At 37.4% G+C, this 16,793-nt stretch carries 16 protein-coding genes and 1 pseudogene; 8 read left to right on the top strand and 9 right to left on the bottom strand.

What is annotated here, in order from left to right; genetic code table 11:
• Positions 1-8: 8 nt before the first annotated feature.
• A complete protein-coding gene (locus tag WN948_RS00340) occupies positions 9-668 on the bottom strand; it encodes a class I SAM-dependent methyltransferase (protein WP_342304984.1) in 660 nt (219 codons plus the stop codon).
• Positions 669-941: 273 nt separating this feature from the next.
• Here WN948_RS00340 and WN948_RS00335 point away from each other — a divergent pair, with 273 nt between their 5' ends.
• The 3 genes from WN948_RS00335 (at position 942) to WN948_RS00325 (ending at position 2,961) form a co-directional block, all read left to right on the top strand.
• On the top strand, positions 942-1,979 hold the full coding sequence (locus WN948_RS00335; protein WP_342304983.1) for a hypothetical protein: 1,038 nt from the start codon (positions 942-944) through the stop codon (positions 1,977-1,979).
• Between the two features lie 191 nt (positions 1,980-2,170).
• Positions 2,171-2,539, top strand: coding sequence for a transposase (locus WN948_RS00330; RefSeq protein WP_342304982.1), 369 nt, complete (start codon positions 2,171-2,173; stop codon positions 2,537-2,539).
• Positions 2,536-2,961, top strand: a complete 426-nt coding sequence (locus WN948_RS00325) for a transposase (protein WP_342306504.1) — start codon at positions 2,536-2,538, stop codon at positions 2,959-2,961. Before WN948_RS00330 ends, WN948_RS00325 begins: the two co-directional genes overlap by 4 nt.
• 560 nt (positions 2,962-3,521) lie before the next feature.
• Here the strand turns inward: WN948_RS00325 and WN948_RS00320 are convergent.
• Positions 3,522-5,021, bottom strand: coding sequence for a dicarboxylate/amino acid:cation symporter (locus WN948_RS00320; protein WP_342304981.1), 1,500 nt, complete (start codon positions 5,019-5,021; stop codon positions 3,522-3,524).
• Positions 5,022-5,088: 67 nt separating this feature from the next.
• Positions 5,089-5,607 (bottom strand): NYN domain-containing protein, encoded by a 519-nt coding sequence (locus WN948_RS00315; protein ID WP_342304980.1) that lies wholly within the window; start codon positions 5,605-5,607, stop codon positions 5,089-5,091.
• Positions 5,608-5,770: 163 nt separating this feature from the next.
• Here WN948_RS00315 and WN948_RS00310 point away from each other — a divergent pair, with 163 nt between their 5' ends.
• On the top strand, positions 5,771-6,469 hold the full coding sequence (locus WN948_RS00310; RefSeq protein ID WP_342304979.1) for a PspA/IM30 family protein: 699 nt from the start codon (positions 5,771-5,773) through the stop codon (positions 6,467-6,469).
• Complete coding sequence (locus tag WN948_RS00305) at positions 6,466-6,744, top strand: hypothetical protein (protein ID WP_342304978.1); 279 nt, start codon at positions 6,466-6,468, stop codon at positions 6,742-6,744. Before WN948_RS00310 ends, WN948_RS00305 begins: the two co-directional genes overlap by 4 nt.
• Positions 6,745-6,788: 44 nt before the next feature.
• Here the strand turns inward: WN948_RS00305 and WN948_RS00300 are convergent, their stop codons facing one another.
• From WN948_RS00300 to WN948_RS00290, 3 genes are read right to left on the bottom strand one after another with little or no spacing between them, the layout of a single operon-like run.
• Positions 6,789-7,361, bottom strand: a complete 573-nt coding sequence (locus tag WN948_RS00300; RefSeq protein WP_342304977.1) for a hypothetical protein — start codon at positions 7,359-7,361, stop codon at positions 6,789-6,791.
• On the bottom strand, positions 7,361-8,242 hold the full coding sequence (gene htpX / locus WN948_RS00295; RefSeq protein ID WP_342304976.1) for a zinc metalloprotease HtpX: 882 nt from the start codon (positions 8,240-8,242) through the stop codon (positions 7,361-7,363). The genes WN948_RS00300 and htpX overlap by 1 nt, the downstream gene beginning before the upstream one ends.
• Before the next feature lie 32 nt (positions 8,243-8,274).
• On the bottom strand, positions 8,275-9,048 hold the full coding sequence (locus tag WN948_RS00290; RefSeq protein ID WP_342304975.1) for a GTPase: 774 nt from the start codon (positions 9,046-9,048) through the stop codon (positions 8,275-8,277).
• 563 nt (positions 9,049-9,611) lie between these two features.
• Here WN948_RS00290 and WN948_RS00285 point away from each other — a divergent pair.
• A complete protein-coding gene (locus WN948_RS00285) occupies positions 9,612-11,444 on the top strand; it encodes a PAS domain S-box protein (protein ID WP_342304974.1) in 1,833 nt (610 codons plus the stop codon).
• Positions 11,445-11,448: 4 nt separating this feature from the next.
• Here WN948_RS00285 and WN948_RS00280 read toward each other — a convergent pair whose 3' ends face one another.
• Together WN948_RS00280 and WN948_RS00275 are read right to left on the bottom strand one after the other, a co-directional pair.
• The gene (locus WN948_RS00280; RefSeq protein WP_342304973.1) at positions 11,449-11,880 is read right to left on the bottom strand and encodes a nucleoside deaminase; all 432 of its coding nucleotides are present in this window, start codon (positions 11,878-11,880) and stop codon (positions 11,449-11,451) included.
• A 221-nt stretch (positions 11,881-12,101) separates the two neighbouring features.
• Positions 12,102-13,492 (bottom strand): annotated as a pseudogene (locus WN948_RS00275) (transposase).
• 444 nt (positions 13,493-13,936) lie between these two features.
• Between WN948_RS00275 and WN948_RS00270 the strand changes: the two are divergent.
• Both WN948_RS00270 and WN948_RS00265 read left to right on the top strand, forming a co-directional pair.
• The gene (locus WN948_RS00270; protein ID WP_342304972.1) at positions 13,937-15,319 is read left to right on the top strand and encodes a site-specific integrase; all 1,383 of its coding nucleotides are present in this window, start codon (positions 13,937-13,939) and stop codon (positions 15,317-15,319) included.
• A gap of 904 nt (positions 15,320-16,223) precedes the next feature.
• Positions 16,224-16,448, top strand: a complete 225-nt coding sequence (locus tag WN948_RS00265; protein ID WP_342304971.1) for a hypothetical protein — start codon at positions 16,224-16,226, stop codon at positions 16,446-16,448.
• A gap of 14 nt (positions 16,449-16,462) precedes the next feature.
• On the opposite strand, the gene WN948_RS00260 is transcribed toward WN948_RS00265, so the two are convergent.
• On the bottom strand, positions 16,463-16,765 hold the full coding sequence (locus WN948_RS00260) for a hypothetical protein (protein WP_342304970.1): 303 nt from the start codon (positions 16,763-16,765) through the stop codon (positions 16,463-16,465).
• Positions 16,766-16,793: the final 28 nt, after the last annotated feature.

The following is a 16,793-nucleotide window of genomic DNA, read 5'->3' as shown; positions in this document are numbered from 1 at the left end:
ATTCTTTTTTATTCTTTTTGAAATACAAAGAAAACATAACCATATTCATTTGAATACTGCCTGAAAAGTTCTATTTCTTTTCTGGAGAACTCAATTATAGATTCAGCTTCAGTATTACCTTTGAACTTATCTTCTATTGAATCAAGTCTTTTCTCCAGAGGAACATAGTAATCATCCCACCAGGCAGATGCCGGTACCTTGAACTGGTCAATAATAGTATACCCAGCAGCTTCAATTCTGTTTTCGTTTTGTGGAATTGTCGCTATATCGGGATAACATTCATTCCAGAACTGAAAAACTTCCTCTGAAGGAGATTCTGTGAACCAGGCTGCCTCTGTAAGCGCCATGAAACCACCTTCTTTCAGGAAATGTTTCCAGTAATCAAGTCCTTTTTCAAAACCCATGACAAAAATAGCACCTTCAGACCAGATTATATCAAATTCATTAGCACCAAACGGCAAGTCTTCCATGGAGGTACACACAGTGGATATCCTGTCAGCAACTCCTTCAGCTACCGCCTTTTCCATAAGACTGTCAAGATATGGCTGGTAAACATCAACTGCAGTAATATGACAGTTACCACAAATCTTTGCAAGATGAATGGTCTGCATCCCTGCACCGCAGCCTATATCCAGAATTTTTACATCTGCCGGAAGAGGTGAAAGCATGCTAAAGGCTTTTTCCGTACATTTATTGCTACCGGGGCCCTGCCTGGGCAAGCCATAAAATATTTCAAAAATTGGCGATTCGATCATGAAAGGACATTGTACTTACTGATTATAATTTTTTGTGGTCCCCATATTTTAAAAGCACCTGATGTTGACGGAGATTGATGTTAAGAGAAGAGAAAAAAAGATTAAGAATAGTTGTGAAAAAAACACCAAAGATAGAAATAGAGTGAATATATCCTGATTATAAGGAGAAAATCAAGGGGGACTTTAATGAAAAGAACAATTATAATATTTCTTCTGGCACTTGCTATTCTCAGCGCAGGATGCACAGAAGAGAAAAATGGCACACCAGACATCTCTGATAACGCAGTCATTACACACCTGACATACGGCGCTTTCACTTTACAGGAAATGGCAGTACAGGAACTTATTGTTAATTCCACGGCTGTAAATTTTAGCTATTACAACTATGAAAATGACTTGACATCCAGATACATAAAACCTATTGATGAAGAAACACGCAACAATCTGCTTGAACTCTTCAGGGATAATGAATTCGCTGAAATGAACGAACTCTACGAACCACAGGAAGGACAGCCAATTGTTGCTGACACCGGAACAGTAGAAATTACAGTTACACAGGAAGGAATGACTAAGACCATAAAAGTTGACCCTTATTTCCATGAATACATGCCTGATGGTCTCAGGGAAATAGATGAAGCTCTGGTTCAATTAAGGCGCTATGCAATTGCAATCCCTGAAAATGATGCAATAATTATTGCTGAAGAATGGATCATGAATTCACCAACTTACAATTTTGACGGCTCAGACCTCTCTTTAACAGACTACCAGTACAATGTGGAAGAGCCTGAATTACACGTCCTCATTTACACATTTATAAGCAGCCATGGTGGCTACGGGAACAGATCAGACCAGATGGTCGCACCGGTCATCACCAACCATACTGTCGAGATAAGATTATACAACGAAATTATCGAATCAGCAATAATTGATGATGTATGGGATGAAATGAACCTGAATATGCTGGAAAAGCTTGTTGAGATGAACTCGGAGCAAATGTTTTGCAGTCAACCACCATGGCAGCTCTGGTACGGCGAAGGAAATATCAATTTCCTGATGGAACCCACCGAGGAAGAACTTGCAATCGCATACTTTGGCACCGCTCATGATGTACAGATTTCAGATTTCAGTTATGTGAATTTGAAGGACGGTATGTGCCATTATAGCTTGAAAGTAAAAGAAAATGATATTGGAACAATGGAATCTCTTGGATGGCAGGAAAATTAAAAAACAATGCTCCCTCCATACCTTATTTTAGCATTCAGTATTTTTTTATTTTAGTTTAATATATCCTGCTCGGATAGAACTTAAATATATTCTGAATTGTGACGGTAGTAGTATCCCAAGTTTGACAGTTTTCACGAACCCATATCAAAACTATAAATACTATCTTTCTTAATGTTATTATGGGGATATGAATGCAATTCAGAGAACTCTCTGATGAGCAATGGAAGTTTATTAGGCCACACTTACCTCCACAACCAATAACCGGAAGAGAGAGAGCTGATGACCGTAAGGTCATCAATGGTATTCTCTTTGTTCTGATAACAGGTTGCAGATGGGGGGATATGCCAGTTAATTATGGTTCCCAGGCAACTGCTTGGAGAAGACTCAAAAGGTGGTCTGAGGAAGGAATATGGACTATGATAATGGAATCCCTTCGGGATTCCGCTTACCAAAAAGGTAAGTTCACCATGGATGTCGTATGTGTTGATAGCAGTTTCATTGAAACTAAAAAAGGGGAGAAGATTCCGCATACAACAGTCACAAAAAAAGGAACGGCATAAAGATCCATGTTTGTGTAAGTTGCGAAGTTTTTCCTTTGACAATACAGATTGCTTCTGGAAAAGAGCATGATAGTCAGCATTTCATCGAGGTCATGGAAAGTATCAGGGTCAAGACGGATGGAAGACTAGGAACAAGACCATCAGAAGTGCTTGCTGATTCTACTTATGATAATGTTGTAATCAGAAAATACTTGAGATCAAGAGCGATCAAAAGTAACATTCCTGTAAATATCAGGAATGAGAAAAATAGAAAAAGAGGAAGGCCCACAAGGTTCGAGTATGAGTCATACCATAAAAGAGGAACAATAGAACGATTTTTTGCATGGTTGAAGATGGGTTTCAGAAGAATAGCAAGTAGATATGAAAGGCTTAATGTTGTTTTCAAGGGGCTACTGGATATTGCATGTTTTCTACTATGTTGAAATAAAGTTCAAGAGACGTTTTGAGATAAGTTCTATACTAAAATTATCTGTGAGCTTATAGCTCACAAGAGATTTTAACAGGTCGTTAATGTCAATTCCATTCTGTTTGTGTTTACAAAAAACAGTGGAAAGATCAAGTAGATCGTAAAATTGATTTACAGCCAGGATAGTTCCGATAGGAAAGCATATATTCTCATTTGGAATAATCTCATCTGTTCTTAGTTTTTGTTGCATGTTTGTCGACTACAACAAAGCTAAGAACACTTTTATTAATTTTGACTGCCAAACTTGAAATATATGGTGTTGAAGGATGGCTTTAATTGAATGTCATCTGTTTTAATCGTAAAAATAAACCAAAACCACGCTTTGCGTGGCAGGAATCTAAAATGAACTAAATTGGTTGCCAGAAAAAAGTTTGTTTTTATTCCTGTGCAGTAGTAACTATTCAGCCTGATAAAAACGCTATCAATAACAATCTTGACAAAAAGTTGAAACGTAAATTTCATTAGGATCATTTATTTTGATTGTTGCTATTGATTGCTTTTTTGATTGTTAGATTGTTAGTGAGCAGACATCTCTATTTCGATGAAATCAGTACCAATAGGCAAATCGTGCCAGGCTGAATAGTTACGTGCAGTAATAATGACATCTTCTCCAAGTACTCTTCTTTGTGCTTCACGTTTTGCGACTTCAATGAATTCTTCATTAGCACTTTTCTTTCCGTTCACCCATTTATCCATAACAACACATGTGACAAGGTCTCCGGTAACATTAACCGCAGTACGGCTCATATCAAGGATCCTGTCAACTCCGATAATAAGTGCAATACCAGCAGTGGGTATTCCTACACTGCTCAGTATCAGGGCAAGGATTACAATACCTACTCCTGGCGTAGATGGTGTACCTATTGAGGCTCCAACTACAGTTATCATTATCAGCACCAATTCACCGAAGCCAAGATCTATTCCAAATACCTGCGCAAGGAAAACAGCTGCTATGCTCTGGTAAAGAGCTGTACCATTCATATTTATTGTAGCGCCAAGGGGAATAACGAATTGGGATATAGACGGCCTGACGCCTATTTTTTCCTCAGCCGTTTTTATTGAAAGTGGCATAACAGCAGCAGAACTGGATGTGGAAAATGCGAGTAATAATACATCTCTTATTGATCTCATAAAATTCAACGGATTTTTTCCCGTTACTATCAGGATGACCATCATATAGAATATGAGCATAATTAACAGTCCCAACAGTACCGTACCTACATAGACCAGCATCCCCATTAATGCATCAAGTCCGAGATTGATTGTAAATTTGCTAATCAGTCCGAAAACAGCAATTGGGGCCAGTGCCATGCTCCATTTGACAACTGTCATACTTACTTCCTGCAAAGAACCTAATAACTCTAACATTGGTTTTGATTGCACAGGTGACATAGAAACAAGAGCCACACCTATAATCACAGAGAACAGGACTACCTGAAGCATATCTCCGGTTGCAAGTGATCCCAATGGATTGGTTGGTACAATGGTAGTTATCATGCTAGGAAGTTCAGAAACACCAGGTGTGATCATTTCATTTTGTTCCATCTGTGTTGTATCTGACATCATTGTATCCTGGACAAGCTCGCTGCTGATGTAAGTTCCAGGATTTATTGTTAATGCAAGAGTAAGCCCTACAAGTATTGCAAGTGCAGTGGTAACGAGAAAAAAGGCAACTGTACGAAGTCCTATTTTTTTGAGTTGTTGCATATCTTCGCCAGATGCAATTCCCCTTATAATGGATGCAAAAACAAGTGGTACAACAATCATCTGGAGAAGTGCAAGGAATATATATCCAGGTAATGCCAGCCATTCACCAATGGTGTACGATATTTCCTTGCTCAAAATACCAGTGGAAGGCCCAAGTATAAGTCCTGTAACGATTCCCAGCATCATTCCTATGAGAATCTTTAACCAGAGTCTACTTTTTACAAGTTCATGCAGATGATGATTCAAATGTTTTAATGAACGCGGATGGATAAGTGTAAGGTGATCTGGTAATTTATACCTGCTTGACATAGCAGTAAATTAAACTCAATCTTTAAATGGGTTTACGTTTTGTTCCAAAGAGTAAAATAAATTTTTCTTATTTTCTTCGGAGTATACTTTCATCTATTGGATAGTATTCTGTGGCTGAGCTAATAAGTTCCGCTGCTGTATTCCTTTCAAAAGAATGAACTTCAACACGTACTCCACAGGCTTTAAGGTGATTTACAAGAGCTGTGAAATCTCCATCACCACTGACAATCACAACAGTATCTACCTTTTCAGATATGGCTATTGCATCAATGGCTATTCCCATATCCCAATCACCTTTAGTTGATCCATCTGGTCTTATTTTGAGTTGTTTGGATCTTAGTTCCCATCCAAAGTTTCTTAAATGGTATTTGAATCCTGACTGATCAATGTCTTCTGTTTCGACCAGATAAGCAATTGCTCTTACAAGTTGTCTGCCTTTCAGTACCGTGGCAAGCAATTTTTCGTAATCCAAGCGACTGTCAGAATAATTATTTCTTGCAGAATAGAACATGTTCTGTACGTCAGCAAATACGGCAAGTCTCTGGCTTCTGAATATATTTTCGTCATCGTAATCTGTATTGACCATAGTTTGCTTCTCCATCAGAAATTCTGTATGTTATCCTATATATCGTAATCCTATCTAAAAGTATAGTTGCTCTTATTTGTTGCAGTGAACATTTAAATTGGGAAGGCATTTATGCCATTTGAACTTTATACCTTTATTATCTTTACTTTTCAGGAGGAATAACATGGGATTGTTCAACAGGATGGGAACAGTAGTCAAATCAAAAATGAATAAATTAATGGATCGAGTGGAAGATCCCCGGGAAACACTTGATTATTCTTATGAGAAGCAACTGGAAATGTTACAGGGTGTAAAAAGAGGTGTTGCAGAAGTAACAACATCAAAAAAGAGACTTCAGTTGCAGCGATCAAAATTGTCACAGAGCATTGAGAAACTTGATGGGCAGGCAAAGGAAGCTATACAGGCTGACAGAGAAGATCTGGCACGTATGGCTCTTGAAAGGAAGAGTGCTCTTGCAATACAGGTCCAGGGTCTTGACCAGCAGATAGCTGACATTGAAAAAGAACAAGAAAAACTTGTTGCAGCCGAGAAGCGCCTTTCGACCAAAGTAGAAGTTTTCAGGACAAAGAAGGAAACCATCAAAGCCCAGTATTCTTCAGCTGAAGCTCAAGTCAAGATAAATGAATCCGTGTCAGGTATAAGTGAAGAAATGGCTGACGTGGGTATGGCAATAGAAAGAGCTGAGAATAAAACTGACCAGATGAAAGCTCGTGCATCTGCACTTGATGAGCTCATAGAAGTGGGTACACTCGATGATCTTACAAGCAGCGGCGATGATATTGACAGGGAACTTGCAAAGATAAATGCCAATTCAAGTGTCGACCTTGAAATTGAGAAACTTAAAAAGGAGGCAGGTAAATGATCATTAGAATAGTTAGTGAAGGCCAGTATGAAGTACCGAGCAGTCTTTTCGATGAGCTGAATGTGATTGATAATGAAATAGTGGAACTCGTATCTAAAGGAAACGAAGAAGAATACGGGGTAAAACTCTCAAAGCTCATTGATATGATAAAAACTAATGGAAAGCAGCTTGATGATTCTGATATTGTGGAATCCAATATTATTGTACCACCAGGCGACCTGACATTCGAGGAAGCAAAGGAAATCTTTACAGGTGTCGGGGTATTTGAAGATTGAAATCAATGGTTTAAATGGTATTGATCTAACTCATGGTTTATGACCTAAAAAGGCATACTCCAGAGAGGGTACCATTTTCCCACTTCTTTTTCGATTGGTAGTTCCTTTTCCATCAAAGATTTGAGCCTTAGTTCCATTGGATTATCTCTTTTGCTCTTTCCCGTGGGAACGAAAGGATAGTAATTTCCTTGTTTGAAGTTATATATCCAGTAAACAGGTCCATTACTTTCAAACCTATAAACTGCACACAATATCTGTTCCCCGAAATTCTGTTCTATAAGGGTCTGGGATATCATATGTATGTTAGTTACAAGGTCTTCAAAGTCCTTGTCTTTCAATATCACCCACAGAAAATTGTATTCATCCTTTTGAATGTTGTAATCTGTTCCTGTTTCTTTGGTACTGAACTTAAGAAGCTGTTCTATTTCTTCCCTTGTATTTTCGTATTTTGACATGCCCATAGATTTGAAACATATCCCTGCTACTGCAGAAGGTTTCAGATTCAGGTTTAGTTCGAGGGTTATGACTGCAGTTGATATGGCAAAAAGCCTGTCCGTTTTTGCTTCAGGCACTTTGCTTCTTCCAAGCACAGAATTGAACATATCACGAAAACCCATCAGAGTTCAATCTCCCTCTGTATCTTTTCAAGTGCTTCAATCCTTTTTTCCATGGATGGATGAGTTGATATCAGATTCATCATAGAACCGGATACTGCAGGTATTATGAAAAAGGCATTCATACCTTCGACCTTACGCAGGTCTTCAGTAGGCACGTTTGCCATTGTTCCACTTATTTTTCTTAGTGCAGAGATAAGGTTCACAGGGTTTCCTGTTATGGCTGCTGACCCTCTGTCTGCTGCAAATTCCCTGTACCTTGAAAGAGCACGAATAAGAAGAAAACTAATGATCCATACCAATATTGAAACGATCCAAATGGCTACCAGACCACCATTTGAATTCCTGCGACCGCCTCCAAAACCACCAAAATAGAAACTGTATCTTACAATATAGAATGCCAGAGTTGAGATAAAACTCGCGATTGTCAATATTGCCATGTCCCTATTTTTCACATGGCTAAGTTCATGTGCAAGCACTGCTTCCAGTTCTCCCTGGTCAAGCTTGCGCATCAGGCCAGTGGTTACAGCAACAACAGCATTCTTAGGACCTCTTCCCGTTGCAAAGGCATTGGGTACTGAGGTGTCTACAATTGCGACCTTTGGTTTTGGCAGGCCAGCGATAACACATAGTCTGGTAATTGTTTCATGAAGCTTTGGTTCTTCTGATTCTGAAACAACTCTAGCTTTCATTGTCCAGAGGACCAGCTTATCCGAGTAATAGTATTGTGCTCCCATGAACAATGCGATGAACAGGAGCATGAATGTTTGGGGTGTACCCATGGACACAAGGAAAACCAGGAAACCAAGATAAACTGCCGCTAGCAGGAACATCGTCAGTATCATTCTTCCTTCCAGTCCGATATCTTTTTTCCACTCTACCATTTCAATGCCTCTTATTGGTAATTCAATCTAACTTATATATCATCTAAACGGAGTAATCCTTTTTGCCAGTCATTGATTATTTTGACGGCAGCTCTGGTTTCATCAATTTTGCCCTTTTTCTTCAGGAAATTACTTTGTAATCCTATCATTTCAAGTATGTCATAGGAATTCTCATCTCCGATGCTTACTTTGTAAAATGATTCAAGCGTTTCTTTGTCTTCAACGACTAGTTTCTCGATAATCCTTAGTGCTACTCCTATAGGGTCTTTCAGGTGAGTTGAGTCTTTTATTCCCAGTAGTCCCTGTATGTATTCATCACGTTCATCCAGGGGAAAAACGCCAGGTGTATCCAGAAATACAATTCGTGAGCCTGCGTTGATTATTTGTACACCTTTTGTATGCCCGGAGATTGATGATGTTGGAGCTTTACCTCTTCCGACAACGCTGTTGATAACCGAGGATTTTCCGGTGTTAGGGTATCCTATACAACCAACTTTTATGTTCCGGTCCTGTATATCTGCAACTTCCAGTATTTTAAATCTCAACATTGTGGTCCCATATTTCTCTTTTGAGGACACAAAAATAGTAGGTGCTATTTTTGCCATGCGGGATTTTGCCTTTTCAAGTTTATCCTTTGATACAAGGTCACATTTATTGAGTACTATGATGAACGGTTTATTGAGACGTCCAAGATCGTGTTCTATCTCACTATTCCTGGTATCATCGGGAAAACGGGCATCAACTACTTCCAGAAGGACGTCTGATTTCTTAATGACATCCTTCACTATCATTTTTTGGCTTGCCATGATTTATTCTCTGTTCAGAAAAGTGATATGATTCTGCATGTTCATACTCTTTGAAAGGATATAGTTTCTTTGATTCAATGTTTGAATGCAATGTAATGATTAAATTTCCAATTTATTTTTGATGATTTTATAATCAAACCCAACTTTGACAATTCAATTTTTTAACATTATGGCTGAACTTGCAACATCATACGGCCAATGCACTGAAAAAGGTATGAATTCCATGATAGCGACGGTTCTTAGCTCTTTGATATTTGCTCAGTTGCTTGCTAATTTGCTTTGAGTTCCTTTTGGATTTGGAATAACCGGCGTATGGTAGGATATTATCACAGGACATCTAATAGGTTCATTGATACATTTCATTAAAAAATCGTATAAAAGTACCTGGAAATCCTTAAGTATTATAAACTATTCTTGAACCATAGAATTGCTTGTTTATTTGTAAGATTCAGTCAGGTAAATCTAATACAAAAACGAGTAATAGCGTAACAATTAATACCTTTGTAGTATTTTGCTGACGGGTTAAAAGAAAGCGCTTATATGTTTTTTAAAAATAGATTATGATGCCATCTGATAAACCCCGTATTCTTGTTGTGGACGATGAGCCACTGAACGTTGAGTTGCTTCAGGCTTACCTCAAATCGGATTATGATGTCTTGTTCGCGTATAATGGGTACGATGCGTTGGACATTGTTTCCAGAGAAATGCCTGATCTTGTACTTCTTGATGTAATGATGCCTGATATTAGCGGTTATAGTGTTTGCGAGCGCATAAAGAGCTCGGAAATTACTCAATTCATACCTGTTGTTCTGGTTACTGCTTTGTCTGCAAGGGATGAACGTTTAAGGGGTATAGAGGTCAATGCAGATGATTTTCTCATAAAGCCTGTTGACAGGCTTGAACTTAAAATGAGGGTGAATTCTTTACTTCGTATAAAAGCCCTTCATGATAACCTGATAAGAGAACGTGATCAGGCCCAAAATTACCTTGATGTAGCGGCAGTTCTGATGATGGTTCTCAATCTAGAACAGAATGTCTCTCTCATAAACAAGATGGGTCTTGATATACTGGGTTACGCTAATGAGGAAGAAGTTATTGGGCAAAACTTGCTTCATTATTTTATTCCAGAGGCATCGAAGCCGGAAATGGAAAAGCATATTTCAGGTACGTTGCATAAAGCTGGGTCTGATATTAGCTACTATGAATGTCCTGTGATTACAAAACAGAATGAACAACGTATAATATCCTGGTACTCTAAATCCCTTATGGATGAAAATGGTCATATAATAGGAGTTCTTTGCTCTGGCATGGATATTACGACGCAAAAAAAAGCTGCGGAGGAACTTAGAATACAGACACGTGCTATGGAAGCCTCTATAGATGGGATGGCTATCATGGACGAAAAAGGTACTTTTACATATGTAAATAATGCGCTTGTGCATATCTTTGGATATGATAGTCCTGATGAATTCATAGGGGAAAAATGGCATGTTCTTTACAATGATCCTGAAATAGAAATCTTCTCAAATATTATCCTGTCCGAGTTCAGCTTAAAGGGTAAATGGAAAGGCGAATTGCTTGGAAAGAAGAAAGATGGAAGTAGTTTTTTTCATGAAGCCTCTCTTACGGCTCTTGATAAAGGGCTAATCTCTGTTGTAAGGGATATATCCGAACGCAAAGAAGTTGAATCTCAGTTGAATCAATATGCATTACAACTCAAGAGTTCAAATGAGCTTAAAGATCTGTTTACAGATATGCTTCGTCATGATCTCTTAAATCCAGCAGGTGTGATAAAAGGGTTCAATGATATGCTTTTACAGGAAGAGGTCGATAAAAGTAAGAGGTACAAGCTTCAACTGATTGAGAAAAATGTGTCACGTCTTATAGAAATGATTGAATCAGCTGCAAAACTTGCAATGCTTGAGGATATCAACGATTTGGCATTCAAATATGTGAATCTTGCAAGTATCATCCGTAATGTGGTTCAGGACTTTGAACCGCAACTTATGGAAAAGAACATAACGCTTGATCTTAAGCTAGGCCAATCACATCCAGCTATGGTGAATTCTCTCATTGAAGGGGTATTTATCAATTTTATTTCCAATGCAATAAAATATGGTCCTTCTGACAGTGTTGTGTCAGTTGAAGTGCAGGACCTCGCTGATGAATGGAAGGTGCTGGTTTCTGATTTGGGAGAAGGAATACCTGATAAGGACAAGGATTTAGTCTTCAATCGTTTCAAACGCCTTGGTGAAAAGAAAAAAGTTGTCAAGGGTTCAGGTCTTGGTCTTGCAATTGCTCAAAGGATTATCGAATTGCACGGTGGTAAAATAGGTATTAGTGATAATCCTGAAGGGAAAGGCAGTGTATTCTGGGCAACAGTCAAGAAAGCATAAGGTCTTATTTTCCAATATCCTCATACCAGATGTCCGGCTTTTCACGAATGAATTCTTTCATAATTTCCTTACATTCTGCTATGTCAAGATCGATAACTTCGACACCGTGCTCTTTCATAAAGTCGGAAGCTCCTTCAAAAGTATCCGATTCACCTGCAATGACTTTCTTAATTCCAAATTGTACTATTGCTCCTGCACAAAGGTAACATGGCATTAGTGTTGAATAAATAATTGTATCGTCGTATTTCCCTATTCTTCCTGCACTACGGATGCAGTCTATCTCAGCATGAGCCAGAGGGTCATTATGTTGGACTCTTCTATTGTGTCCTTTGCCGATGATATCTCCATCTCTGACAAGAACAGACCCAATGGGGATTCCTCCTTCTTTTAGTCCGCTTTTTGCCTCTTCTATAGCAGCTTGCATAAAATCGTCCATAATTATTCTCCTGAGGTTGTAATATAAGCAAGTGCTAATATATTCACAGTTGGATATATTTTTTGTTATTACCCAAGTTTGACAGTTATCACTTTTAATTGAAGAGAATGTCTTAGCTTTCAATCCAAATATTTCGTTTTTTTGTCAGGAAAACCTATTTGACAGTTTATACAATTTCATACCAGTTACTACGATTTTACCCATTTTTTCCTTATAATCAGTTAATTTATGGGGTCAAAGTTAGCGTTAATATAGTTTTTTGCCTGACTTTTGAGGAAATCCACGGTAACTACCAAATTCAATAAGCTTTTTTTAATGAATTTTGTGGACTTATGTTTGAGTTCATTGAACTCATATCACATCAGCGATATGAATAATTGTGCAATGAACCCAATAATTATAGTGCCATAAAGACTAGCATCAGACCATACTCCAATGGTTTAATCTCAATCTCATTCTTTGGAGAATTGATGATCTTCTCAATAGAATCCTTTTACCTATATGTTTGTAGAGCTTCTTTAAGTGTCAAATTATACTCGATTTCAGGCAGAAAAATACCTCTCTACCAGAAATAAAATTTTCTTTAAGAAGTTTGATATCTTCCTGCTCACCAAGATCCACCAACTTAGTCTGTAATAAATAAACAACATCAACAAGGTCATTATTGATCCTGAATATCTTAAGCAATTTTTATTTTTATCAATCAAATTTTGTATCTGTTTTGCCTCTTCTATCTGCCTCATAATTTTTCTCGCCCTTGATTCAAGTTGCTCTTTCTGAAGCTTTCTGAAAAATATAGGTGATTTATACTGCTTGGTTTAACAATTTTCAGGCCATATATACTATCTTTAGGATTAACTATCTCAACAGGATAACTTCTGAACTTTGCTATTATCTTGTCATCGCTGGTATTGAGTTTCCTTGCAGTCAGATACTGCATTTTATCTGTCATTATCAGGCCAATGTTATCTGTGCTGTTAGCTCCTTTATCAAAAATAACAAGTGAACCTTCCCTTAATCTTGTGTTCACTTGAAAACAAATTTCCTCAAAATATGCCTGGTCAGGCACATTTCCCTTTTGGACAATGATTTCTATAGGCTCATTAATAGGGGATGCAAGTTCAGAAACACCTAAATTAATCTGTTTCTTGTCGGGTCTGTGATCTCTACTATACCCATTTTTTCCAAGTGGGGATTTATTTCCACAAAGGACGATGCTCGTCCAGTCTATGTTTATATTCGTGTGCTCAAATTCATATCGAGCAAATAATCTATCCTGAATATCGGAAATAATCGTTTCACGATTATTCCCTAGAGTTTCAAGAACTCTGTAAAGTGTCCTTTCACTGAATTCAGGAAGGTTGAAAATATCAAGAACCTCATTACGGTTAATCCATTGATGAGCTTTTCTTATACTAAAATTATCTGTGAGCTTATAGCTCACAAGAGATTTTAACAGGCCGTTAATGTCAATTCCATTCTGTTTGTGTTTACAAAAAACAGTTGATAGATCAAGGACATCATAAAGTTCATTTACAGTCAGAATGGTTCCGATAGAAAAGCATATATTCTCATTAGAGATAACCCCATATGTTCTTAGTTTTGTTTGCATTTTTGTCGATATAAACAAAATTAAGAGCACATTTATTACTTTTTACTGTCAAACTTGGATAGTATCATATTTGAATTTGCACCATCACAGTTATAGTGAGTTTTACCGTGTACTTTTGTGTACACTAATTAAAGTAATGCACAAGGAATTCGAGCCTATGTACACGAGAAATTCAAGAAAAATAGCAAAATAAAGTGAGATTGAAAGTGTCAAAGGCTTTACAGGGGAAGTTTCGATACACATGCCATAATTATGAAGGTTGTGGAGGTTGGAGGTAGAATTGATGGCGTAGTGACCCCGTTTTTTTCTGTAAAGCCTATGATTTTTATTGTGGAGTTAAGTGTGAATTGATAATTGTGATATGGTAAAAATATAAAGAAAGAAGTTTTCCGAAGTAAAAAAGTATAAATATGGAAGTTTGCGTTTACTTATATAGTGATTAAAGTGGAATTATCTGAATTGAAAAACGATACAACAATGGATATTTGGAATGTTAACATTGAACCAGCTCCCAAATATTGGAAGGTCTGTTTGGTTGCAATGAAGCATTATACAGATTATGCCAAAATGACCCCTAACGAAATACTTGAATCAGCAGAAAAAGAGGTAGAAGATGGGCTAAAAATGAGAAATCGGAAGATAAATGTAATGCTTCCTAAATTCAAAGAATATCTTGAAAATGCAAATGGACGCAATGGTAAACTAAAACCATCAACAATCAATACATACCTGAAATGCATTCGCTCCTTTTATGAATACCATGATATTCAATTACCAAAAAAATCTAGGACTAAAAAATCAAAACAACAAAATAATACAACAAAATTAAAAGCACCGGAATTAGAAGAAATACAGCAAGCTCTTACAGTATGTGACCTTCAGGATAGGGCAATAATATTATGTGGTCTTAGTTCAGGCATGGGTGCAAGTGAAATCACGTCATTGAAGTTACAGACTTACTACGATGGATATGACTCGGAAACCTTGATAACAACTATAGATACACGGAGGGAAAAGACTGATAAAAGTTTCATTACTTTTTTATCGCCAGAGGCAACAAGAGCAGTTGACGAATACCTAAGATGGCGCGATACGCTACTACCTACAACAATTAAGTCACTCATAAATACAAAGCATAAGCAACGTACGACTCCTGATAGCTACCTTTTTATTGGTAAACAAATCTCTAATGCATATGAAACTGGTAACAAGGAAAAAGGCATAAAAGCGGGCGATGAAGAAATTAGGCGCATATTACCTGATACACTTGTAAAAAGATACGAAAAAATATCCAATAGCTCTGGATTAGACACCAAAAAAGGTGAAATAAATCAAATCCGGTCACACAATATGCGAACCCATTTTAATACAACGATGAAAAGTGCAGGTTTTGACTCTGAGATGGTTGAGTTTTTCATGGGTCACACTTTAGGTGGTGCGAAAGATGCTTATTTTTCCCCAGAATTACTCACTGATATACAAATTCAGGAGTTGAAAAACCAATATTCCAAATTTGTACCGCATTTGATTGTCCAGAAGGAACTTGTTGTTGCAGATTCTAAGGACTACCAGGAACTTGAAGAAGAAGTCCAAAAATTGAAAGCTCAGAATGCGCAACACAAGGTCGAGCGCTATGAACTTGAAACATTGCGAAAAGATGGGGATGCGAAGTACGAAAAGCTTCATGGTATGGTCACTAACGTAGCTCAATCATCTCAACACTATCGTATGGCATTGGAAGAAATAATGGAATTGGTACCGGATGAACACAAGGATAAGGTGAAGGAGATACAAAAACGCACACTTCAAGAAGCCTTCAATGATTAATCCGGTTCGTCTGACCCCGGATGAAATTGTTGAATATGATGTTTAAAAGAGACACTAGACCCTTATTCCTATTTTTAGTTTTATCTTACAACTTCATCAATTTGCAAAACGAGAATAATTGAGTATTTTCTTTAACCTAACTTTGACAGTCTGAATTTATAAAAGTGTTCTTAGTTTTAGTTGAATCGATCAAAATGCAACGAAAACTAAGAACATATGAAATCACTCCTAATAAGAATATATGCTTTCCATCGGAACAATTCTTGCTGTAAACCCTGCATCAATCCTAGAGACTGAATTAGTTCATGATAGTACAAGTAATTTTCGAAATAAGGCGTTTCAATGCTTCAATCTACAAAAAAACAGATTTTTAGAATTTGATTTCTTAAAAAATCCTTTAGCGTATGTAAGTTTTGATTTAATGGCCTTAAGGTCTATGTATTTATAAAAAATGGTATACGTTATGACTATAAAATAGGATTTAAATTAAAACCGGCATATCTCGAGGACATAATAAAAAGACTATTAAGGTTTTAACGTATGTGGGTTTTTCGTTCTCAATAATTTTCGGCATGCTGCAAACAACCAGACTAAAAAGCAAATACGCTAAAGGTGTTTTTTACTGCAGCATTGAATTAGATGCTACCATACCTTAGCATAATTGCTAACTTATGAAATATCCCTCCCGTTAGAAAAATGGGTTTTGTTGCCTGTCACATGATCGCCTGATAAGATGATTTTGAATTGATGAATACTAAGCACCGCTTCCTTTTCTTCCTCGGCTGCCGCTATGCTCCATGTTGCCAGCTCCTAAACAGGATTCTTGACAAGTTTAAGAGACCTGGTCTATACTCCGCTGACCCAATTACCCTCTATTGACTTTACAGGAGTAGATAGAAAATGAATGCGAGTTGTATGGAATCTCAGTCTGTTTTCATTGTTCATCGATGAAAAACGGATTGCACAGGAAATAATCAATTTACCTCAAAAGATAGCTGAGGAATGGGGAATTGATAGGAAGACTTTCCAGACAACAAAGAAAACCATAGGAGAGGCTTTGATAATGGGTGAAAAGATTAATTTATTCACTCCAGCAAGGAAGAGATTGGTTGAGAGGCTATACGTGTAACAAGCAATCCTTTATTACTTTTTTATTCCAAAGGCTGCTAAAACAGATGTCACAAGAACCACTATAACAACAGCATATATAACTACTTCTATAAACGTTTCAACTATGAATGAAGTGATTTTGTCTACAAGATTATAGAAGGATAATAACAACCACCCTGCAAATCCATGACCTGTATTTTCAGCATAAGTGCCAGCTACTAAAATCCATATAAAAGCCGCTGATGGAACTGCCAACATGATGAATGATTGCAAGAAACCTATGGGGTCATCAAGTAGGTTTGCTCGTGAATCTGTGAAGAATTTATCTTTTGCCATAATCATTGGTTAGAAGTTTTGTAAGCAA

The sequence above is a fragment of the Methanolobus sp. ZRKC5 genome, assembly GCF_038446525.1.
Lineage (GTDB): Archaea > Halobacteriota > Methanosarcinia > Methanosarcinales > Methanosarcinaceae > Methanolobus.
Note: the sequence above shows the minus strand (reverse complement) of the source record. Positions and strands in the feature narration are given on the sequence as shown.